Annotated in this window: 22 protein-coding genes; 10 read left to right on the top strand and 12 right to left on the bottom strand. The window is 47.0% G+C overall.

Annotation, left to right across the window (positions count from 1 at the left end; genetic code table 11):
• Positions 1-54 precede the first annotated feature (54 nt).
• From NIES2104_RS09255 to NIES2104_RS09240, 4 genes are all read right to left on the bottom strand, one after another.
• The gene (locus NIES2104_RS09255) at positions 55-696 is read right to left on the bottom strand and encodes a MotA/TolQ/ExbB proton channel family protein (protein ID WP_058997865.1); all 642 of its coding nucleotides are present in this window, start codon (positions 694-696) and stop codon (positions 55-57) included.
• 10 nt (positions 697-706) lie between these two features.
• Positions 707-1,756, bottom strand: coding sequence for a Fe(3+) ABC transporter substrate-binding protein (locus NIES2104_RS09250; protein WP_304608002.1), 1,050 nt, complete (start codon positions 1,754-1,756; stop codon positions 707-709).
• Between the two features lie 507 nt (positions 1,757-2,263).
• Positions 2,264-3,436: a M20 family metallopeptidase gene (locus NIES2104_RS09245; protein WP_058997861.1), complete on the bottom strand. Its 1,173-nt coding sequence runs from the start codon at positions 3,434-3,436 to the stop codon at positions 2,264-2,266.
• 50 nt (positions 3,437-3,486) lie between these two features.
• Positions 3,487-5,052: a peptide ligase PGM1-related protein gene (locus NIES2104_RS09240; protein ID WP_202815042.1), complete on the bottom strand. Its 1,566-nt coding sequence runs from the start codon at positions 5,050-5,052 to the stop codon at positions 3,487-3,489.
• An 84-nt stretch (positions 5,053-5,136) separates the two neighbouring features.
• On the opposite strand from NIES2104_RS09240, the gene NIES2104_RS09235 reads away from it, so the two are divergent.
• Together NIES2104_RS09235 and NIES2104_RS09230 are read left to right on the top strand one after the other, a co-directional pair.
• Positions 5,137-5,676, top strand: coding sequence for a 5-formyltetrahydrofolate cyclo-ligase (locus NIES2104_RS09235; protein ID WP_058997858.1), 540 nt, complete (start codon positions 5,137-5,139; stop codon positions 5,674-5,676).
• Positions 5,677-5,754: 78 nt separating this feature from the next.
• On the top strand, positions 5,755-7,452 hold the full coding sequence (locus tag NIES2104_RS09230; RefSeq protein ID WP_058997856.1) for an ATP-binding protein: 1,698 nt from the start codon (positions 5,755-5,757) through the stop codon (positions 7,450-7,452).
• Here the strand turns inward: NIES2104_RS09230 and NIES2104_RS09225 are convergent.
• The 6 genes from NIES2104_RS09225 to NIES2104_RS09200 form a co-directional block, all read right to left on the bottom strand.
• The gene (locus NIES2104_RS09225; RefSeq protein ID WP_058997855.1) at positions 7,449-8,219 is read right to left on the bottom strand and encodes an Rpn family recombination-promoting nuclease/putative transposase; all 771 of its coding nucleotides are present in this window, start codon (positions 8,217-8,219) and stop codon (positions 7,449-7,451) included. The genes NIES2104_RS09230 and NIES2104_RS09225 overlap by 4 nt on opposite strands.
• Before the next feature lie 69 nt (positions 8,220-8,288).
• A complete protein-coding gene (locus tag NIES2104_RS09220) occupies positions 8,289-8,504 on the bottom strand; it encodes a hypothetical protein (RefSeq protein WP_156426906.1) in 216 nt (71 codons plus the stop codon).
• Positions 8,505-8,971: 467 nt separating this feature from the next.
• Entirely contained in the window at positions 8,972-9,427 is a 456-nt protein-coding gene (locus NIES2104_RS09215) for a response regulator (protein ID WP_058997850.1), read from the bottom strand.
• 13 nt (positions 9,428-9,440) lie between these two features.
• A complete protein-coding gene (locus tag NIES2104_RS09210; protein ID WP_058997847.1) occupies positions 9,441-10,022 on the bottom strand; it encodes a response regulator in 582 nt (193 codons plus the stop codon).
• A complete protein-coding gene (locus tag NIES2104_RS09205) occupies positions 9,994-12,201 on the bottom strand; it encodes a PAS domain S-box protein (RefSeq protein ID WP_058997846.1) in 2,208 nt (735 codons plus the stop codon). Before NIES2104_RS09205 ends, NIES2104_RS09210 begins: the two co-directional genes overlap by 29 nt.
• A gap of 124 nt (positions 12,202-12,325) precedes the next feature.
• Positions 12,326-13,228, bottom strand: coding sequence for a LysR family transcriptional regulator (locus NIES2104_RS09200; protein ID WP_058997843.1), 903 nt, complete (start codon positions 13,226-13,228; stop codon positions 12,326-12,328).
• Positions 13,229-13,382: 154 nt separating this feature from the next.
• Here NIES2104_RS09200 and NIES2104_RS09195 point away from each other — a divergent pair, with 154 nt between their 5' ends.
• Both NIES2104_RS09195 and NIES2104_RS09190 read left to right on the top strand, forming a co-directional pair.
• Positions 13,383-14,252, top strand: a complete 870-nt coding sequence (locus NIES2104_RS09195; protein ID WP_058997841.1) for a DMT family transporter — start codon at positions 13,383-13,385, stop codon at positions 14,250-14,252.
• 78 nt (positions 14,253-14,330) lie between these two features.
• On the top strand, positions 14,331-15,080 hold the full coding sequence (locus tag NIES2104_RS09190; RefSeq protein WP_202815041.1) for a CAP domain-containing protein: 750 nt from the start codon (positions 14,331-14,333) through the stop codon (positions 15,078-15,080).
• Between the two features lie 163 nt (positions 15,081-15,243).
• Here NIES2104_RS09190 and NIES2104_RS09185 read toward each other — a convergent pair whose 3' ends face one another.
• Complete coding sequence (locus NIES2104_RS09185; protein ID WP_058997840.1) at positions 15,244-16,224, bottom strand: RNA polymerase sigma factor, RpoD/SigA family; 981 nt, start codon at positions 16,222-16,224, stop codon at positions 15,244-15,246.
• 785 nt (positions 16,225-17,009) lie between these two features.
• On the opposite strand from NIES2104_RS09185, the gene NIES2104_RS09180 reads away from it, so the two are divergent.
• Complete coding sequence (locus tag NIES2104_RS09180; RefSeq protein WP_058997838.1) at positions 17,010-17,696, top strand: Bax inhibitor-1 family protein; 687 nt, start codon at positions 17,010-17,012, stop codon at positions 17,694-17,696.
• A 292-nt stretch (positions 17,697-17,988) separates the two neighbouring features.
• Here NIES2104_RS09180 and NIES2104_RS09175 read toward each other — a convergent pair whose 3' ends face one another.
• Entirely contained in the window at positions 17,989-19,011 is a 1,023-nt protein-coding gene (locus NIES2104_RS09175) for a LysR family transcriptional regulator (protein WP_058997836.1), read from the bottom strand.
• Between the two features lie 225 nt (positions 19,012-19,236).
• Here NIES2104_RS09175 and NIES2104_RS09170 point away from each other — a divergent pair, with 225 nt between their 5' ends.
• The 5 genes from NIES2104_RS09170 to NIES2104_RS09150 all read left to right on the top strand — a co-directional run bounded on the left by NIES2104_RS09170 (position 19,237) and on the right by NIES2104_RS09150 (position 22,230).
• Complete coding sequence (locus NIES2104_RS09170) at positions 19,237-19,941, top strand: hypothetical protein (RefSeq protein ID WP_058997834.1); 705 nt, start codon at positions 19,237-19,239, stop codon at positions 19,939-19,941.
• Positions 19,942-19,946: 5 nt separating this feature from the next.
• A complete protein-coding gene (locus NIES2104_RS09165) occupies positions 19,947-20,432 on the top strand; it encodes a 2Fe-2S iron-sulfur cluster-binding protein (RefSeq protein WP_058997832.1) in 486 nt (161 codons plus the stop codon).
• 48 nt (positions 20,433-20,480) lie between these two features.
• On the top strand, positions 20,481-20,954 hold the full coding sequence (locus NIES2104_RS09160; protein ID WP_058997830.1) for a phycobilisome protein: 474 nt from the start codon (positions 20,481-20,483) through the stop codon (positions 20,952-20,954).
• A 290-nt stretch (positions 20,955-21,244) separates the two neighbouring features.
• A complete protein-coding gene (locus NIES2104_RS09155) occupies positions 21,245-21,925 on the top strand; it encodes a V4R domain-containing protein (RefSeq protein ID WP_058997828.1) in 681 nt (226 codons plus the stop codon).
• A complete protein-coding gene (locus NIES2104_RS09150; RefSeq protein WP_058997826.1) occupies positions 21,922-22,230 on the top strand; it encodes a hypothetical protein in 309 nt (102 codons plus the stop codon). Before NIES2104_RS09155 ends, NIES2104_RS09150 begins: the two co-directional genes overlap by 4 nt.
• Positions 22,231-22,244 lie beyond the last annotated feature (14 nt).

Genomic DNA, 22,244 nt, shown 5'->3' with positions numbered 1-22,244 from the left:
AGCAGACCTAAATTGATGCTTCAGTTCTAACTCAGATTTAGTAGAGAAAAAAACTTAGTCACGATCGCGCTTTCCTTCATACCATTGGCGGTAAATCAATTCCAACTCACTGCCCATATCCGCAAAATAATCGACCTGTTTCGCCTGCAATGCCACACACATCCGAAAGATTGCTAAAGCCACGATCGCAACAATCATTCCGCCTGCTGTCGTGATCAGCGCTTCAGCAATTCCAAGGGCAGCTTGAGACGTATCAAATCCAGCACCACTACCGATCCTGAGATTAAAGAACGTGATGATCAATCCGGTAACGGTTCCTAACAGTCCCAACAATGGAGCCATCGCAATTACCGTTTCGAGTAGCTTATCGCCCTTCCGCATTTGGACAAATTCTCGATCGCCTGCTGCCTCTAATGCCAATCGCATCGTTTCCGGTGACGGTTCATGCAGCCTCAATCCCGCTAACATAAATCGTGCGATCGGCAAATTAGAACCCGATTCCGCAATCTGTCGCGCTTCGGTTAAATCGAATCTTGCAGTTTCTAAGATTCGGTGTGCTAAGCGATCTTCACCTCGAAGAACTTGCAGCCAAAAGCACGATCGCTCTAATGCACAAGCGATCGTTAACACAGACAGCCCCGCCATCGGAATCATGACGGGACCCCCTTTCGCAATCAAGTCAAACAATGTGGACATTGATATCCTGCTATTTCCAGCCTGCTCGATCCATCAACTTCAGCGCGTCAGCATTATTCTTACCAAACACCGCCGCATTCAATGGATCTTCCTTAAAGGTTTTACCATAGCTCAAGAGCACTTCATCGACCTTGGCACCTTTGACGGCTGGATATTCATTGTTACTTGCCGCGAAAATTGCTTGAGCTTCAGGACTTGCTAGATATTCTAGAAATTGCACTGCTGCATCACGATTCGGAGCCGTTCTCACAACACCCCCACCGCTGATGTTCACATGCGTTCCTTGCTCGTTCTGATTCGGGAAAAAGACACCGACTTTAGAAGCAATTTCTTTGTCTTCAGGCTTGTTCGACTTTGCCAATCGCACCACATAGTAGGTATTCACGATCGTTAAATCTCCCTGACCTGCTGCCACGGCTTTAATCTGTGCCGTGTCATTTCCTTCCGGTGGACGCGCAAAGTTTGCCACCAGTCCCCGCGCCCATTCTTCGACTTTCTGGGGGCTGTGCTTCGCCAACAATGCACCCGCCAACGATTGGTTATACACATGGCTCGAAGACCGCACCACAATCCGTCCTTTCCATTTCGGATTTGCCAAATCCTCGTAAGTCGAGAGGTCTGAGGGCTTGACGCGATCTTTGTTGTATACAATCACCCGCGCCCGACGAGTAAAACCGAACCAATGTCCGCCGGGTTCTCTTAAGCTTGCCGGAATCGCTGCCGTGAGCGTCGAAGATTGTACAGGCTGGAGTAAGTTCTCTTGTTGAGCACGCCACAAGCGTCCAGCATCAACCGTCAACAACACATCTGCGGGACTGTTTGCGCCTTCGCTTTTGATCCGTTCGATCAGTTTGTCTGCGTCTGCTTCAACGAGATTGACGCGGATGCCTGTTTTTTTGGTGAAGCCTTCATAGATCGCGTTGTCGCTGTCGTAGTGACGCGCTGAATAGAGATTGAGAACGCGATTTTGAGCGATCGCAGTTTCGTTCGATTTCAGGAGTTGGTGAGCCGCTACTGCCGCGATCGCAGCACCAGAAGCGAGAAACAGTCTTCTCTTCATAGTCATTGTGATAGGTATCCCACTGCGTGTTAAGTGACCCAAGCTGGCTTTGAAATTTCAGCTTAATTGACATTAGCTACTAATAAGGAAATTAGAGGAGTTTGGAATCACTGTCAAGCATATTGACGAATTTTCTCAACAAAAATGTCTGAATCACCCTCAAGCTAGGCAATTCAGACATTTCAGGCTTTAGAGCTTGGATACCGATCGATCTATCCAAACTGAGTTTTTGATAAAGAATCGCAAGTCATCAGGAAGATGATTTGTGAGAATTTGTCAAGAAGCAGTTTAGAGGTTGTTTGAAACGTATGGAAAGTTTATTCGCTGCGTTACGCTCCCGCCCTAAAATGAATTTCGGGCTAATCGGCGCAAGTCCATTGAAATGGACTAAGAACTTCAATATGGCTCTGAGTCTACTGAAGTAGACTTTCGTCGGTTAGCCCGAAATTCCATTTCAGGGCGGGACATAGCAGTGAACGAGAACCTTTCAACATCCTCTTAAAGCCCTCACGTTTGCCAATATCCGTAAGCTGCACACGCCATTGTCACCACTCCGGTAACGATCGCAGTTTCATCCACTTCAAACAGGGGATGATGCAGCGGATAATTTTTACGATCGGCAAATCCCACTCCTAAGCGGAACATGCTGCCTGGTGCATGTTGCAGATAGCAGGAGAAATCTTCTGCACCTAAAGACGGCTCTGGAATAATTTGCACACTGTCATTGCCCCAAACTTCTCGCGCTGATGTTTCTAGCAAGTTCGTCAGCTTCGGATCGTTCTGCACTGAAGGTGTTCCGCGTCGATAGCTCATGTGATACTTTGCACCGTACATCTGGCAAACGTTCGACACAATGTTCTCAATCCAAGCAGGAAGCGTTTCGTTGGTTTCGGGATGAAGCGATCGCACCGTGCCCGACATTGTGACTTGATCCGCGATCACATTCGGAGCACGACCGCCGCTGATTTTTCCGATCGTCAAAACGACCGGACGCAATGGGTTCTGAGTCCGGCTAATCGCTTGTTGCAATGCGATAATGACCTGGGACGCGATCCAGATCGCATCGATCGCTTCATGCGGTCGCGCTCCATGTCCAGACTCACCCATAATTGTGAGTTCCAAATCATCCGCCGCCGCCGTTAATGCCCCGTATCGAATCCCAATTTTTCCGGCTTGAATACTGGGAAATACATGCACAGAAAGAATTGAATTCACCTCCGTCATGACTCCATCTTCGACCATCCACTGTGCCCCCTGAGCAATTTCCTCCGCAGGCTGAAACAGAAATCGAATTCGTCCCGGAAGTGGTACCCCAAGTTGGGACAGCACCATCGCGGTTCCAAGTCCTACAGTCGTGTGCACATCGTGACCGCAAGCGTGCATGATCCCCGACTTGCGTGAGGAAAATTCGAGTTCTGTGCGCTCCTGAATCGGCAACGCATCCATATCTGTCCGAATCGCCAACAATCGCGGATCGTTGCCGCCTTTAAGTTCACCGACAACACCGACTTTACCGATCGCTTCTTTCACCTGCAATCCACAAGACGAGAGCACCCCCGCCACATAAGCAGCGGTTTGATGTTCTTGTCCACTCAGTTCAGGGTGACTGTGCAGATGACGACGGATTTCGATGAGGCGCGGAGCCAGCGACAGGGCGAGATCTTTGATGCGGTCTTTCATGGTTGAAGGCTTCGATCGTACTTTTTCCAATGATAAGACTTCTAAAACAATCAGTAGCCGCTATTCCATCGCATCGCGGAAAGATGACCGCATTCAGAAGATTTAGTTTCATCGTCGATCGCTTTTACCACCCGACGATACAGATCTTCGGCTTGCTGCGGTGAATTTCCAATGCTGGTTAGTCCCAACTTGCCAAATTCAGACAAGCATCCCATCAGATGAAAAACCGTTCCCGTTTCTGTACTCGTATCGAAGTGCAAGCCATAGTGAGCAATGATATCCATCAAATCATTTGGCAATAGCCCACAGTATTGGGGTTTCTGTAAATTATCCGTTGCCATATAGTATTTCGGTCGTCCGTGTTGGCTGTAAAACAAACCGCTGGATAAGTCATAGCGTCCGTTTGTAAGAAATTTCAGCGTCATGAATGGGTGAGTCGTCCCGCCTTTTCTCAGGTTAATCTCGATCGCATGAAATTCCCACTGATCGTCACGTTTGACTGCGACAAAATCGACTGCAAATCGCTCTAGTGCTCCTTTCTGTGCCAATGCGCGACCGACCTGCATACTCATATCCTGAATTTGCATCCGATATGATTCATCGGCTGGAAACTGACAACCGAGATAGATTTGCCCACTCGGTCCGCCCAAAATCTGATCGTGAGTTGAGAGAATTTCAACTTCACCGCCTGGAGTGACTCGACCTTGAGCGCTCGGAGACAGTTTATGTTCACCTTCGATGAATGCTTCTGCGATCGCGCCCAACTCTGGAATCTGACTGCTGTAATTTTCCCAAGTTTCTTTTTTCGCCTCAAATTTCAGATGAGCAAACTGATCGTAAACTTTGATGACGCGCTGTTCATGTGACACCACTCCAGGCTGATACTCGCGCAAGTTTCGTAAATCAAGCAGTGCATTTCCTTCCCCAGAAAAACCTTCATTGAGCTTGATCACCACTCGCTGTAAATCGGGGTTGCGCTCCCATAATTCAGCGGTGACGACTGCCAAATCTTTCGGATTCCAAACCAGTTCACTCCCATCTGGAAATGGAATTCCACTTTCAGCAAAAATCTGCCGACTGCCGCTTTTAGTGCCCCAGTTCAATAGTGAGGGATCAAGGGCGTATAAGGGAATGTCTAACTGAATCGATAGATCACGTTCAACGTTTGTCGAGTTGTAGCAGATCATATAAGCGCGATCGGGATTCACAGCCTGCCGAATGCGATCGATCAATCGCGGACGATCCAGAATTTTTTGACTCAGCGGTTTCAGCGATGAATCGTAAGTTGAAAGCAAAAGTAAGCGATCGCGAGCATGAGAAAATGGAATCCCCGGCAACAATTGCAAATAGTAATCGATCACACTCGGATGAATCGGCTGCGAAGTCACGTAAACCACACGAGTTCTGGGATTTCGCAATCGAATCAGAGAAAACAATAGTCGTTCTTCGTAATGTAAAAAGCCTTCGATTTTTAATAACTCGCGCTGATCAATACTAATCGATGGAATCACGATAATATCGGCTTCACTGGTGTCAAACTCAGAAACATTGCGCCAGCGATCGCGCAATTGAGTTTGGAGATGCTGAAACTGAACGGTAGGATCAAGCACGTTCATAAAAATAAGTTCCGCGATCGACATCTATTTGCAATCATATCCACTGAAAATACGGCAAAGTGAAATTAGTAATGAACGGTAAAAATGTATAAATCAGACTTGCGAACCCTCTATCTTGAGAAACGTCGATCGCTCTGTCTTGAGGAATGGAAGACCAAGAGTGAGCAACTCTGTCAGCACCTCAAAGCTTCTCGGTTGCTACAGTCTGCGAAAACGGTTCTATCTTATTGCAGCTTCCGCCAAGAACCTGATTTACACGAACTTCTGACAATTCCGAAAGTGTGGGGATTGCCTCGCTGTATGGAGAAGAATCTCATCTGGCACGTTTGGCAACCTGGAACACTGCGATCGGGCAGATTTGGAATTCAAGAACCTGATCCAAACAGTCCACTGATTGATCCTGCTCAAGTCGATTTAATTCTCGTACCTTGTGTGATGTGCGATCGACGTGGGTATCGCTTGGGATATGGAGGCGGATTCTACGATCGAATGCTCAGCAAACCCGAATGGCAGAGGAAAATGACGATCGGAATTCTATTCGATTTTGCTGTAGTAGATGAATTCGCGATCGACCCTTGGGATCAGCCTTTAAGTGCAATTTGCACAGAATCAGGATGGCGTTGAATCCGTCTTAGTAGGAATGTTTTTCTGAAATTAACAAATGACAATAAAACCTGAAGTCATACAGGTGAAGTAATCCCCGTGAATGGAGACGAGTTTATCGAGCAGATTCAAGACGTGCAGAGGCAGGTCGAAGAATTGCAGCAAGACGCACAACAGTTGCCGCACCAGCAAAAAAGTCGGCTGACTGAATCTTTAGAGCGTCTGACCACAGCGCTAAGAGATTTGCAAGTCGCTGAAGAAGCAATTCAACTCCTTTTATCTGCCGTACAACAATCACGAGACTCGATCGTGATTACGAATGCTCATCTCGATTCACCCGGACCTGAAATCGTTTACGTGAATCCGGCGTTCACGGAAATGACGGGCTACGCTGCCGAAGAAGTCTTAGGCAGAAGTCCACGAATGCTACAAGGAAAACATACAGAACGAGCCGTTTTAGATGCTCTAAGACGCAATATCGCTCAGGGCAATCCATTTCACGGAGAAGCGATCAACTATCACAAAGATGGCAATGAGTTTTATGTGGAATGGAACATCACACCGATTCGGAGCACTCAGCAGAAAATTACGCACTATGTCGCCATTCAGCGAAACATTACTGATCGTAAGCTTTTAGAAAAAGAGCGCGAGCGCTTACTGGCTCAAGAACAATCCGCCCGTGATGCCGCAGAAGTCGCCAATCGATCGAAAGATGAGTTTCTCGCCACGTTATCACACGAATTGAGAACACCACTGACACCGATTCTAGGCTGGTCAAGGGTGTTAAGAACTCAAGAACTCCCTCAAGACAAATTGCAGCAAGCGTTAGAAACGATCGAAGAAAACGCTAAACGTCAAGCTCAACTCGTTGATGATTTGCTCGATCTCGCTCGAATTGTTCGCGGCAAGATGACGCTAAATTTTGCTTCAGTTTCATTGCTCGAAGTGATTGTTGCCGCCTTGGAAACTGTTCGACTAGCAGCCGAGGCGCGATCGATCCGCATTGAAACGAATCTAGATGGCGCACTTTCCCCGGTAATGGGCGATGCGGGACGACTCCAGCAAGTTATTTGGAATCTATTATCCAACGCGATCAAATTCACGCCCGTTGAAGGTCGAATTACGGTCACTTTATCGAAACACGATCGCTCTGCCCGAATTCAAATCAGCGACACCGGACAAGGGATCAAGTCAGAATTTTTACCGCATGTCTTCGATCGCTTTCGTCAAGAAGATAGTTCAATCACTCGTCAGTTCGGCGGATTAGGTTTAGGACTATCGCTCTGTCGTCAATTAGTTGAAGCACACGGCGGCACGATCAAAGCTGAAAGTGCAGGAATCGGACAAGGTGCAACGTTTACTGTCGAACTACCATTAATGCCAGATGTACCTTCCCGTGAAGCTCCAATGCGGGAAATGCTAAAACCAAGTCTACAAAGCGTTCGAGTGTTGATCGTAGAAGATGATCTTTCAACCTTGCAGTTTCTCAGTTTTATCATTGAGCAACAAGGCGCGATCGTCACTCCGGTTTCTTCTGCTCAAGCTGCATTAGAGCAATTTCAGCGATCGCAGTTTGATATTTTGATTAGTGATATCGGAATGCAGGACATGGATGGCTTTACCTTGCTGCATCACATTCGAGCATTTGCCGAAGAGCTTCCCGCGATCGCACTGACCGCTTATGCGACCCAACGCAATCGAGAACAGGCGTTAGAGATTGGATTCAACGAGCATTTGGCAAAACCGATCGAGCCAGAAAAATTGATTTACACGATCGCGACTGTCCTCCAGCGTTAGCTTTGGGCAGGATCAGTGAGTTGTTGTTGGAGTTGTTGAACTTCTTCGATCGATAATCCTGTAACACGGGCAGTCGTCTCAAGTGATAAGCCTTCTCGCAACGAATTGAGGGCGATTTCTCGTTTTGCTCTCGCTTCTGTTTCTCTTTGGATGGAGCGGTAAATTACAGATTCTTGCATGATGTCTCTCCGTACCAGTTGATAAATTACATCTTCTTCTAATCGTAACCCAGCGAGAATAGCGGAAGCTGCTAGTAAACTCGCTTGTGTCGTCGGCTCCTCAATTTGGTCAGCGGCTTGTGTGGCTTGTCTCAACATTTCTGCTGGATTGTCGCTCTGTCCAAGTACTGCAAACGGTAAAAGCCCTGGATATTGCAGAAAGACTGATGCAGGTAGCTCCCATAGTCGAATCACTTCAAACTCATGGTGAGTATGCTCTAGCGAATAGCTGGTTTCATAGACCAGTTCAGAGGCGGTTGACTTTAGATAGATCACTACTTGCCGCATCGGTTTCGTTTTATAGCGGCGATGCCCTCGGACACGGTAATCCAACATCCGAAAGGGAATTTCTGAGTTTGGTTGTGTTTGAAATTCGAGATGGAGAATCGAGTCCTCAGACTGAAGCAGAATCATCGCATCGGCACGAATCGGATCAAGCGAAAGTTCTGAAGGTTTGAGTTCAGTTAGTGTAATTGCTTCGCCCAAGAGCCAACTTGCAAAGTCGGCTGAGAAATGTTCGGCAAGATATCGGCAGGTATCGTCATACATAAAAGTTGCAATTGTGATTTGGACAGTTCGTTTTCGGGGGTCGATCGATAAATTTCCCCCCAATATCTTCTAAGTGCGATACCGCGTCAGCACACTCATATACAAGTTGGTTCCGGGCATGGGAATGATTGGACTCCACAAATCGATCCTGGTGTATCTGAGTGAATGCAACGATCGCTGCACCTCTTTAATTCCCTCGATCGAGCCAATCAAGACGTGCTGAAATTTCTCTCCGTCGCGATCAGATTCAAACCGCTCCAGAAAGTCCTGAATATTCATATTCATTGGGCTTTTCTCCACTACAAGGAAAGCCCAAAAACCAAAGCCACCCCAATCCATGAAAAATCGAGGTGGCGACGAGAGATGGTATCATCCTACGTTAGCCTCCCGGACTGCTTGCTACAGTCTTGGATGGTTAGCTGCTCACTGTTGCTGGTAACAACTTTGGGCAGCGGCGGTTTTAGCTCTTGGGTCGGACTCGCAAATTTTGGATTTGCTTAACTTGAGAGACTAATCGATTTTCAGAACAGAGTCAAGCAATTTCTCTGTTCGTTAACATTCACCTCGATCGTGCTTTAAACCTTCTTCGCTCCGTTCAGACCCGCCCTGAAATGGAATTTCGGGCTAATGGTGGAAAGTCTACTGAAGTAGACTGGGAGCAAGTTTCAGTCTCTTAGTCCTTTTCAAAGGACTTTCGTCGATTAGCCCGAAATTCCATTTCAGGGCGGGCTGTGGCAATAAACGAAGACTTTTCAAACATCCTCTAATTTACAAATCTGCGGTTTCTCATTCAACACTAACCAGTGCACATTCAAAGTTTCTAATATGCTCACTAAGTTATCAAAGCTCACAGGCTTGACCATGTAAGCATTCGCGCCCAAATCGTAGCTTCGATTCACATCCACATCTTCTCTCGAAGCGGTCAACATCACGACTGGAATTCGCTTCAATCCGGGCTGTTGACGCAACCAAGCTAAAACCTCAGTTCCTGATCGACGTGGCAATTTCAAATCGAGCAAAATTAATCCAGGGAGCGGGTACTGAGCGCGATCGTCATAAGGAGCTTCCCCCGCAAGATAAGAAACCGCTTTTTCACCATCACTCACCGCCTGCAACGGTGACATAATTTGCGCTTTGCGAAAGGCGCGTTGAATTAGAACTACATCTTTGGGATTATCTTCGACAAGCAGAACTGGGATAGTGTCCATTGAGAGCGCAAGATTATTCGGTGGGCAGTTCGATCAAGGCTTGCAATAGCTGGGTTGCTTGTCGAGCTTGATCGTGAATCTGTTGTAAATCAGTTTGATCAGACGCAGGGCGAGATTGATCTTGAAGAAGCTGTGAGCTAATTTCTTCGATCGTTGAAAGTACCTTTTGCAAATCATCAAAACGAATGTTTCGATAATAGTCTAGTTCAGCGTGAGTTTTTGCATCGTCGATCGCTCGAATCACTGCACCCGGAAGTCGAGTATAGCGATCGGCACGTTTCAAAATATAGTCATTCAGCCCCAATTTCATCGCTTCAACCGCGATTTCTTCGGTGCCTGTATCGGTAAACATAATCACAGGAATGTTCGGATCGCGTTCTTTTACCGCCAGCAATACATCGATTCCAGTTGTCCAGCGAATCTGAAAGTCAGTGACCACGACATCAAAGGTTTTAGCTTGAATTGCACGATTTAAGCTGCCTTGGTCGAAAATTTCAATCACTTGGAGCGATGGAAATGCAGGTTGGAGGGCGCGAATGGCTAAAGCGCGATCGCCTGGATTGTCATCAATAAGCAGAATGCGAAGCGGAGTCATGATTCGATTCATTGTGTGTAGCAACTGGCAATGAAATCCAGAAGCGGCTACCGTGGTCGAGTTGTGACTCTAATCCGACTTTGCCACCCATGCGATCGATGCCCTTCCGAACGATTGCGAGTCCTATCGCCGTGCCCGGAAATGCTTCAATCCCATGCAGCCGCTCAAACACCCCGAAGATACGATCGTGGTATTTGTCCGCGATGCCAATTCCATTGTCTTCAAACGATAAGCGTACCGAATTTTTCTCAATCTGAGCAAAGATTTTTACAATCGGCTGTACTTCCGGTTCAACAAATTTAATTCCGTTGCCAATTAAGTTCACAATCACTTGGATTAAGGTAGATCGATGAGCAATCACAGCAGGCAAACTTGCTGGAACTTCAATCACTGCCTGTTTTTCTGAGATCAGTGCATCTAATTGCTGGAGAGCAGTCGCGATCGCTTCATGTAAATCCGTCGATCGCAGTTCAATCTGAGTTCGACTCAAGCGACTATAAGACAACAAATCATGAATGAGATCATCCATCTGTACAGCACTTTCAGAAATACTTTGAATGTATGAGGTCGCCACTTCATCAAGCTGGTCGCCGTAATCTTCTTCAAGTGCTTGAGAAAAACCCTGCATGATTCGCAACGGCGCACGAAGATCATGAGAAACCGTGTAGGTAAATGCTTCTAGCTCTTGGTTAATTTCAGTAAGCTGTTCGGTGCGTTGCTCGATGCGTTGTTCTAGAGATTCGTTTAAGTGTTGTAGCTCAAATTCGACTTTTTTACGATCGCTAATGTCCTCAACGACAGAAATAAAGTATTTCGGGCTGCCATCGGATTCGCGCACTAATGCAACCGTAAGATTGATCCAAATCATCGATCGATCTTTGCGAATATAGCGTTTTTCCATCGAATACGTCTGAATCTCGCCCGCCAGCATTTGTCGCACGTACTTTAAGTCAAGGTCTAAATCATCCGGGTGTGTGATGTCTTGAAAGGTCAGATGCCGTAGTTCGCTGCACGGATAACCCACGATTTCACACAGCTTTTGATTCGTTCGTAACCAAGCGCCTGTGGGAGAGACATGAGCAATTCCAACCGCTGCTTGATTGAAAGTCGCTCTAAACTGCTCCTCACTTTCGCGCAATTCTGCTTCAATCTGTTCCTGAGCAGTGATATCTTCAACAGAAATCAGAATGCCGCTGACAGTTCCTGCCGCATCCCGCCAAGGCTGCACTTCCCAACGTAGAAATTGTTCTGTGCCATCGGGTAGCACATGTTGATCGATATCACACTTCACACTTTCTCCGGTCAGTCCTTTTTGATGCGCTGATTTCCAACGTTCTGGTAGATTCGGAAACAGTTCGTAGTGTGTCTTTCCCAACACGGACTCGATCGACTCTAAGTGATATTCATCGATCCATCGCTGGCTCACGGCAATATAGTGCAGTTCTCGATCGAACATTGCTAAACTCACAGGCGCATATTTCACAAATAGCTGAAGTCTTCCTTCGCGTTCTCGTAAAGTTTGTTCTGCTTGATCCTGCTCGATCTCATAGCGTTTGAATCCTGATGCCACTAGAGCAAGTAAAACAAGACTTGTCCCTGTGACTAAGGTAAACGTCAGCAAAGTTGCATTTAAACTTCGTTGTGATTCGTTTCTTCGCTGTTGGAGTTGTTGATATTTCTCAGCTTCGATCGCGCTAATTTGCTCTCGAATCTCATCCATGATTTGCTTACCCCGATCAAGCTGCACAATCTGTAGAGCCGCATTCAAGCCCTGAGTTCTTCTTACTTGAATGGTTTGATCTAACTCTGCAAGTTTCCTCGCGATCGATTGTTCTAGCTTCTGAATTCGAGACGGTTCTAAAGTTCCAGATTGTTCTAAAGCTTGCACCCGCTGATTGATTAACGCGATCGCACTTTTGTAAGGTTCTAAATATCGCTCTTGTCCGGTTAAAAGATACCCACGCTGTCCAGTCTCCGCATCTTTCAATGTAGAGAGAGTGGCTTCAAGATTCGCGATCGCTTGATTGCTTCGGCTGACCGCTTGTTCATTTTCTGCCAGTTTGAGAATATTTCGATAAGACGCGATCGCATTTAGCAGCAAGAGTAAAAGCGTAAAACCAAAGCTAAATTTTAGTTGTCGAGACAGCGATCGTTTCATGAGTCCAGCATCAAGCACCATCGAAACGGTACTGCAAAATCCTCGATCGATTCAACACGTTTCAGAGGATGTTGAAATGCTTTCGTTCATTTCAGGGCGAGGCAGAATCGGAGCGAAAAGGCTTCCTATGCGTTTCAATCCCCTCTTAATCACTCCGCATTGCCTTCTTCACCAGTTCCAAAAATGCAAACGCCGCTGGCGGCAACAACGCATCCGAAACAACCGCAATGTTGATCACTCGAAACAATGGAACTGGCAAACTATAAACTTTCACGCCTGCTGGAATCGGTTCTGCCGCTAATCGAGGGCTGACTGCCGCCCCTAACCCTTTTGAAACCATACTCACGATCGTGGCATCCGATCGCACTTGATAAGTCGCATGTAGCGTAATGCCATAGTTCGCGCAATGAGCATACACCATCGCATCACACCCATCATTTTCTGGAGCCATAATCAACGGATGCAAGGTTAATTCCTTCCAGTCTAAAGTCGGCTCAGAACGCTGAAATCCAGGCGGGAATAGGACGACAAACTCATCGCGCATAATCTCCCAAGCTTTGAGATCTGACCCCACAGGTGCATAAGTAATTCCAATTTCTGCTCGTCCTTTATACAGATCTTCCTCTACATCCGGTCGATCGTCATGTTCAGTTAAAGTAATCGCGATCGCTGGATATCTCCGACAAAACTCCGCCAACACATCCGGCAGAATGTGAGTTGCCGCACTCCGAAACGAAGAAATCCGCAGATGACCACCCTCTAAGCCTTTTGCTAGATTCGCTTGCTTTGCCATGTCGTCGATCAGATGAAGAATTTGACACGCTCGATCGACAATTTGTTCGCCTACAGGGGTCGGATGTGCTCCGTATCGTCCGCGTGACAGTAACACGACTCCCAATTCTGTTTCTAAAACGCCGATCGCATAACTCACTGCCGATTGCGATAACTGAAGTCGTAGAGCAGCTTCACTAAAACTTCCACACTCCACAACCGCAGCGAAAATTCGCAGGTGTGAAAGTTTGAGTTGACTCAAGCGATCTAAGCTCATATCGATCACCAATCACATCTTTGCATTGTCGCAAAAAAAGAAAATAAATCCTCGACACATCTATCGAATGCACTGATACATGAGATTCACGTTATCGTTTGTGGTTTCTATCTTCGATTCGGCACCATGAAGACTTACCGATCGAGTTACTGTTATGAGAGCGATTTCTAAGCCACAACACAGTCAAGGTGTTCTTCTACTAATTCTGACCACTGCTATCTGGGGAACTTCTTTTGCATTGCTCAAAGGGATGTCAAGGGATTTGCCTACACCGATTATTTTGGCAAGTCGCTTTAGTATTGCTGCGATCGCATTTTCTCCTTATCTGCGTCAGGTCAATGCTAACTTGCTCAGAGATGGTGCAATTCTCGGCATCCTCTACTTTGGCGAATGTTTGTTAGCTCTAATCGGCTTAGAGACAATTTCTGCAAATCGTTCTGCCTTTTTAATTAGCTTAAATGTGATTTTGGTTCCGTTGTTTGGCACGATGTTAGGACGGAAGTTACCGAAGCAGATCCTAGTAGCAGTGGGAATCGCGATCGCTGGAATCACAATCCTATCCTGGGAAGGCGGCGGATTCGGAATCGGGGATCTTCTGACTTTGGGATGCTCGATCGGGATTGCATTCTACATTCTGGCAATGGAAGCGATCACGCCCAGACATCCCACTTTACCGCTCGTTGCCGTTCAGCTTACCGTGGCAGCACTGTTAGGGATTATCTGGGCAGTTTTCAACGGCAAGGCTCCTTTTGCCGGAACGATTCCTTACCTCCCTATCTTGCTGTACTTGGGGCTAATCATTACCGCTGTTCCCATTTGGACGCAAACACAAGCTCAACGCTGGATCAGTGCTTCTGAAGCTGCGTTGTTGTACACATTAGAACCTGTTTTCGCCAGTATCTTTTCGTTCTTCTGGCTGCATGAAGCACTAGGAATTCGAGGCTTTATCGGTGCAGCATTGATTCTATCTGCAACGCTCATTAGTCAAGTTCCTCTGAAGCGACTCATAGAGAAGCATTCCTAATCATCTTTCTTCTCAATCTGGGCACTCTAGCAGCGTCCAACTGATCCTTCACGGGATCATTGTTTTGAGGAGAACTGAATGATCCGAGTGACAAAACCTGAACGGCTCATCGCTGTTCTGTTGAGTACTGCTACCCTGATGTTTAGTCAGCGTACGCCTGCTCAAGTCGCCCCCACTTTTGAAGCATCCGTTCTCAACAAACCTACGTTTAAAGCTGCGTCTCAACCCGTCTCGAAGCCTGCCTCAAATAACTCGGTTGAGATTGAAACTGCGATCGTAAACGAAACCAATCGCCTCCGCTCAAATCCCCAAGCCTATGCCGCCGAACTTGCAGAACTTCGGCACTACTTCAAAGGCAACATCCTAAGACTTCCTGGCTATCTCGCTCTAGAAACTCAAGAAGGTGTCGCGGTTGTCGATGAAGCAATTCGAGATCTCAAAGCCACGTCTCCACTTCCAGCCCTAACAATCTCACCAGGTTTATCGCTTGGAGCACGCGATCATGTCCTAGATCTCGCACCCAAAGGCAAAACGGGACATTATGGAACCGATGGCAGTAATCCATTTCAGCGCATGAATCGATATGGAACTTGGCAAGGGGTCGCAGGTGAAAACATTAGCTTTAGTCCGATCGCAACTGCTAGATGGCACGTCATGCAATTAGTCATTGATGATGGCGTAAAAAACCGAGGACACCGAAAAGCCTTGTTAAACCCTGACTATCGCCTGACCGGATCAGCCTGTGGTGGTCATTCCGTTTACGGTCAAATGTGCGTGATGACTTACACCAAAGAATACACAGAAGGCAACGTGCAAGGTAGACGATAGAAACTCTGCAATCACTGATCTTCAGTCCCCGGAGCGCGGACTTCGCACCGTCAGCCCCGAATTCCATTCCGGGGCGAGTCAGCAACGAAGCAAAAGAACCTTTCAAACCCACAAAAAAAGGGACATCGATCGATGTCCCTAACACTGATGTGAGAAACGAAACCTAGCTGGCAATGTACTCGCGCACATTCGCCTTGCGACGACGCAGATGATCCAACGCTTGGCGCTCAAGCTGACGAACACGCTCACGGCTCAGATTTAAGCGATCGCCCACTTTCGCCAGCGACAACTCATACCCATCTCGCAAGCCATATCGCAAGCTCAAGACTTCCCGCTGCTGCGGAGTCAGATCAGTCATCAACGTTTCGAGATCCTGCCGCAATAAATCCTGAGTCAAGGTCATATCCGGCGAAGGACCATCATCTTCAAGCAACTCCTGAAGCTCGGTGTCCTGATTATCTCCGACCCGCAGATCGAGCGATACAGGCTGACGAGACATCATGAGAAACTCACGAATCTGATCCGGCTCAAGCTCTAACTCGGCACCAATCTCAGCCGCAGTCGCAGCCCGACCGAGCTTTTGAGCCAACTCACGCTGAACGCGCTTGATCTTATTGAGCTTCTCAGTAATGTGAATCGGTAAGCGAATCGTCCGGGCTTGTTGAGCGATCGCTCTTGTAATCGCCTGACGAATCCACCAGTAAGCATAGGTCGAGAACTTATACCCACGAGTCGGGTCAAACTTCTCAACGCCACGTTCTAAGCCTAATGAGCCTTCTTGAATCAGATCCAAAAACTCAAGATTGCGCTTCTGGTACTTCTTCGCGATCGACACAACCAAGCGAAGATTCGCTTCGATCATCTTCTGCTTCGCGCGACGACCACGCTGATAGATGCCACTTAGCTCAGAATCACTAAGATGAACGTGCTCAGAAAACTCCTGCTGCGTCGGCTCATGACCGAGCTTCTTAGCAAGCTTCTGCTTCTTCTCTTCCAGCGTCATCATCTGCTGGACTTGCTTACCGTAAAGAATCTCCTGCTCGTGGGTCAGCATCGGCACACGACCAATCTCATGCAGGTAGGTACGCACCATGTCGGCGCTGTAAGCGGGAGCGGATTTAGATTTGGTGTTGGCAGTAGCCATGTGCAGTCAACTCCGTGAAATGAAAACGATTGGGGGCGGCGAAAATCGATCGATTCAGAGCGGAAAACTTAGGGGCACTTGAACCAATCTCTGGAAAAGCGATGCCCGCTGGATTAGGGTCAACCTGAACTGAAGGGGGTAAGGTGAAGGTCTGAATAATAAACCTGACGATCAAGGGATGTGTTGGGTTCCTATCTCGAAGTCACATCGACTTTAATTTAATAATAGGACGGACTCAAACAAAAGTAAAGAGTCTCGCGGAACTTTCTGGCTAAATCTCTGAAAGGGTGGATTGGGGTGGCACAGAAGGCGAGACATGATGGAATCATCCAAAACAATACAAGAAAACGGCTTAATCACTCTTCTATGATGACGGGTTTGCGAGGCAGTGAATAGCGGTTCTCTTGGGTGATAACCGTACCATTTTTAATCAAAAGAGTGAGGATCTCTGACTCTGCAATTTACTAAATGTTTCATCGCTCTGAAAGTTGCTTCTCATAACGCTTTCGCGAATTTAAGCTGTCAGAAATCATGATGGTTTTGAGCAAAATTTGTATGACACAGATCAATAGAAATACACTCTAATTTTTGAATATGAAAATGCAGTGACATTTCGATGACAATCGCACTCAAACATTCATAAGTGTTCATTTCTTAACTTTATCGATCAAAGCTCATGAAGCGTCCCCAATTTGATAGAAATCGCATTTGTACTCATCGGATTTTGATTAGAGTTCGCTACGCTAAGAGAGATTAATCGCTCAAGTTCAATTTAGGAAACGATTATGCTTACTGTTGCTCAATCTCGACCGACAGAACGCGCCCAGTTCATCCAAAAGACTTATCTGCATTTGGCTGGAGCCGTTGGCGCGTTCATTGTGATTGAATTTCTGCTCTTCTACACAGGAATTGCAGAAGCTATTACTGGGTTTGTTGCATCCAGTCGATTTACCTGGCTGGCGATTCTTGGAGGGTTTACGCTTTTGGGCTGGTTAGCTCGATCGCTAGCTGCCAAAGCGGACTCGGTTCAGACTCAATACACTGGGTTAGCAATCTACGTCGTCGCACAAGCACTAATTTTTGCTCCACTGCTTTACATTGCAGCGGTCTTCTCTGACCCGTCAGTGATTCCGACGGCTGGGATTTTGACTTTACTGCTGTTTGCGGGACTGACAGCGGTTGCATTTACCACGAAAAAAGATTTCTCGTTTCTGGGTGGCATCTTGACGATCGGCGGATTTATCGCGCTCGGTCTGATTCTTTGTAGCGTGATTTTCGGCTTTACGCTCGGTTTGATCTTCTCGGTGGTGATGGTCGCTTTTGCGTCGATCGCTATTTTGTATGACACTTCAAAAGTCATGCACCACTACGCGACTCATCAACACGTCGCCGCGTCCTTAGAGCTGTTTGCTTCCGTTGCATTACTCTTCTGGTACGTGCTGCAAGTTGTAATGTCGATGTCACGTCGTTAATAGTTCTCAGATTTAGGAGATAGAAAGGGTATGAGCCACTTCTAACGCAATAAATTTGGAGCGCTTTAAAAGCCTTCGCTCCGTTCACGTCCGCCCCAGAATAGAATTCGGGTCTAACGGTGCGAAGATCCTTTGAAAAGGACTGAAGATGCTGATCTTGGCTCTTAGTCCCCTTCAGTGGACTTCGTTCTGTTAGCCCCGAATTCCATTCCGGGGCGGGTGGGCAACGAAGCGAAAGGATCTGTCAAACACCTACGAATCCTTTTGCAATTCCCGAAACCCGATCGCGCATTTATTCCAATTCCGAAATTGCCCGATTACTCGCCGCTTGCAGCATCGCTTTAAGGCTCTGAGGTTCTGGATAAGCCGGAGTCGGTCGCTCAAACTTCAGCGGTAAATTCGTAAACTTCGGCAAGATCTCGCGACAAAACGCATCCGCCGCCTTCGATCGATATCGCGTTGGATTAATAATCACCGATAGATTGCGCTTCACAACGACATCATCGATTCGAGCGCGGTGCAGCATTCCCATCTGTAATTCTTTCTCGATCGCAGAAACCGACACAAACGAAGCCCCCAACCCGGACTGAACCGCGTTTTTAATCGCTTCGATCGAGTTCAGTTCCATTTCAATCTTGAGCCGACGAGTTTCGATGCCACAGCGTCCGAGTACTTGATCGATCACTTTCCGAATCGTTGACTGGGAATCGAGCGCGATGAACTGCAATCGATACAAATCATCTTTCTGAATCGTTTCTAGTCGTGCCAGTGCGTGGGACGGCGGCAGAATCAGAGCGAGTTCATCCTCAGCGTAGGGAATAATTTCAAGAGAATCCTGAAGCTCTGGAGAGATTTCGCCACCAATAATCGCCAAATCGATCTGACCGTTCGCCACGCTCCACGACGTTCTCCGGGTGGAATGGACGTGTAGCTGAACTGCCACATCAGGATACTGCTGGCGAAACATGCCAATCATCCGGGGCAATAAATACGTTCCCGTCGTTTGACTTGCTCCTATAATCAGGGTGCCACCTTGGAGATTTTGGAGATCCTCGATCGCACGAACTGTTTCCTGACACAAGGTGAGGATTTTCTCGCCATAACTTAAAAGCAGATGACCTGCCTCAGTTAATTGCGCCCGTCTTCCACCCCGATCAAACAATGGCACATCAAGCTGCCGTTCTAGATTTTGGACTTGCAGACTGACCGCTGGCTGGGACACATATAAACTATCAGCAGCCCGTTTAAAGCTACCTTCAGACGCGATCGCTTTTAGAATACGTAACTGATCGAGAGTAAAAGGAAGGTCAGACATACGGATAAGCCTAATGTGTGAGGAGCTTAAGGAAAATTACACCGGGAAATCGATTGCGTCCACTCTAAACTGGGAACCCAGCTACATTCTGTGAACAATTATTAAGAAATCCTGAAACGACGTTGCGCGAACACGTTTGCGTGCGCCAGAGGCATCGCACTAAGACCAATCTCCATGAATAATAGACGTGGCAAGTATTGTACAAAACGATGAGCGAATTAGAAGATGAACCAGGAAGTTATTCGGGACTTTCTGAATGTACCAGGAATCGTAGGGATCGCTCTATTGAGTGGACAGTCTCAGCCAGTTTTTTATAGTCATAATCCTGCGTTTGTTCAGGGGCCACCAGAATTGCTCACTCAAGGCATTCTACAAGTTGTTGAAACCATTCCATCTGAATACGAGACGTTAGAATTTCGCTTCTCTAAAAATCAAATTGTGCTGCATCGATTCGCGAAAAATTTCATCGTTCTGATCATTAAAGATGATTCTCGAATAGATGAAACATTTGTCGATGCACTTCAACGATTGAGGGCTTGGACCGAGCAAAATCCGACGATCACGATCGAACAATTTCAGGCGTTAGCGACTGCACCGTTACCCAAATTAAAAGATTTAATCGAAGCGTTCAACCAGTTAAGCGAATTTACCAAAAATTATTTCGGTGTTGCGGTCATTACAAACTATTTAAAGTCGAGTCGTCCAGAAACCGAGTGGATGGAACAATTTCAAGTCAATCGATCGGGGCAAATTGCATTAATTGGGGAACTCTCAGGGTTAGAACAAACGGTGAGCGCCCAAGAGCATGAATTATTTCGGCATTGGGTCGCTCAATATATTCGCCGTTGTTCTCAAGCGGTGCGTGATTATGCGGTACTCGTCGAGCAAAGCGCCCTCACCGACACCCAAAAAGCCCTCTTATTGCCCTAACAAGCATGGTGAAAACGGTCCGCCTCGAACCAATCGCCCAAGAAAGCGCGATCGAAACAATGGGGAATCTTCTCTCAGTTCTAATTAACAAAGATTTAGACGTTCTTAAAGAATGCGGCGGGCGCGGGATGTGTGCGACCTGTCATGTTTACGTCCAAGATGGGATGGATTCTCTCACCCCGATTAACCGTCGAGAGCAGCGCACGTTAGAGGTGATTACCTCGTGTAAATCGAATTCCCGCTTAGCGTGCCAAGCAAGAGTGATCGGTAGCGGCGTGATTGTGGAACTGCCACTGGGAATGTACATCAATTCGATCAAAGATATCGAGGCGTTAATCGGGCGCAGAGCAGAACAGGATCTATTGCACCCAATCAACGGACAGGTTCTAGTCGAATCTGGAAAATTGATTACTCGATCGATGCTGAAGAAAATCGAGGACACGACGAGTTTCAATATGTCAAATTATTTTTTGAATTCTTCTGGGGTTTAGATTCAGTCAGATCCGGGAACGCTTCAAGTAAATTCATTCCAAAGCATTATGTTGAGCCAGATCCAGCGGTTAACCCAAGAAACCGAAGGACGCTATGCCACCGATGAAGAGCTTCGTTTTTTAGCGGACTATGCTCGATCGTATGAGTTGCGCGTCCAGACTTACCAGAAATTGCAAACCTGCGAAATGATGATCATTCAGCAGGTGCAAGCCAAAATGAGAGCGATCGATCCAACGTTATTCCGTCAAGGCAACGAGGATTTAACGAATAAATGGAAGCGCGATACGTTGCGAGTGTTGCGCTATTCTGCGGCGGCGATGTTGATTGACGATCCAGAATTGTTGCGGGAGCGGTTTCTATTTTGGTTCCAAACGATCATGCGGGCGTTTAATGCTCAAAAAAGCTGCGGAGTTACTTACACCGTAATGCAAGACGTGATTAAACAGATGCTCACTACGAGTGAAGCGAATTTGATTTTGCCGATCTTAGAAGTGAATCGTCGAATGCTGGGAACGGTCTAATTTAGAGCGTGTCATTCCTTGCGCTGACTCGCCCCGGAATAGAATTCGGGGCTAACGGTGCGAAGTCCCCCTCCGGGGACTAAAACAGCCACTTCGAGTGTTCTTCAGTCCCCTTTAGTGGACTTTGTTCGATTAGCCCCGAATTCCATTCCGGGGCGGGTGATGCGATAAACGATTACTTCTCAAACCTCCTCTAAATCCAAATTTCCAATCTGGGCACACTGAAACCAATCAGCGCACCCGTTGTCGCTTCACTTTGTTTTACTCGATCGATTCCCCCGGCAAAATTTATGGCGTTTACACTTTCTCACCAAACCTCTGCAAAACTGAAGAATCCGAAGAAACATAACCATTACGGATTCCGAGACTTCTACCAATTCGATCCAGACAAAGGCACGATCGTCGATTGGAATAATAGTCAAAACATTCTGACTTCCGAAGATTTCATCATTGGATTGGTCGAAGGACTCGAAGAAGAAGTCGGAGATGCGTCCGCCGCCACGATGTACACGATCGGCTGTGAATGGGGACAGAAAGACGCTTTTTTCTTTGAGAACTGGTTTGAGAAAGAATACGATCGACCCATGCGTCAAACCAATCTGATGTTTCTGCTCGAAACTTGGTGGTGGTCGTTTACGGCTCAAGGCTGGGGTCGCTGGGAAGTCGATTTAGGCGATCGTAAACAAGGTTTCATGTTCATCAATATTTTCGATTCTGCTGTCGCTCGGACATTAGGCGATGTTGGTAAACCAGTTTGTTTCTTATACGCTGGACTGTTTGCTGGATTCTTCACTGAACTCGTGAAAAAACAGCTTAGCTGCATTGAAATTCAGTGCTACTCGATGGGAGAAACTTACTGTAAATTTCTCCTGGGCGGACAGGAAAGAATTGATGCGGCATCGTTTTGGTTGAATGAAGGCGCAACGGCACGAGACATCGAAAAACGGCTCAAAGCAGGAGAACTCAAATGATCTCGACACTTGCCCCCGAAGATACTCAGAATTGGCTTCATTCCGCGGTTCAGTCTTTTTTCGCGAATTGCAATTGGGAAGATAAACCTGTTGCAGCGATCGCGGCTTCAGAAGTTCAACGCCTCGAACAGGCAGCCGCAACCGAGTCTTTCACCGAACTCTCTTTTGATTTGCGAGTTCGTCAATTTTTCGCTGCTGTGAATTGGGATGGCACTGCAATGACTCCCATGCCTGTCGTCGAAGAAGCACCCACACCAGAACCCGATGACGGCTTTACTTTGACTGATTTTTCTGATTTGTTCTAAATTCCCTTAACCCG

This window comes from Leptolyngbya sp. NIES-2104, assembly GCF_001485215.1.
Lineage (GTDB): Bacteria > Cyanobacteriota > Cyanobacteriia > Leptolyngbyales > Leptolyngbyaceae > Leptolyngbya.
The sequence above is the reverse complement of the archived record's forward strand: the minus strand, read 5'-3'. Positions and strand labels throughout refer to the sequence as shown.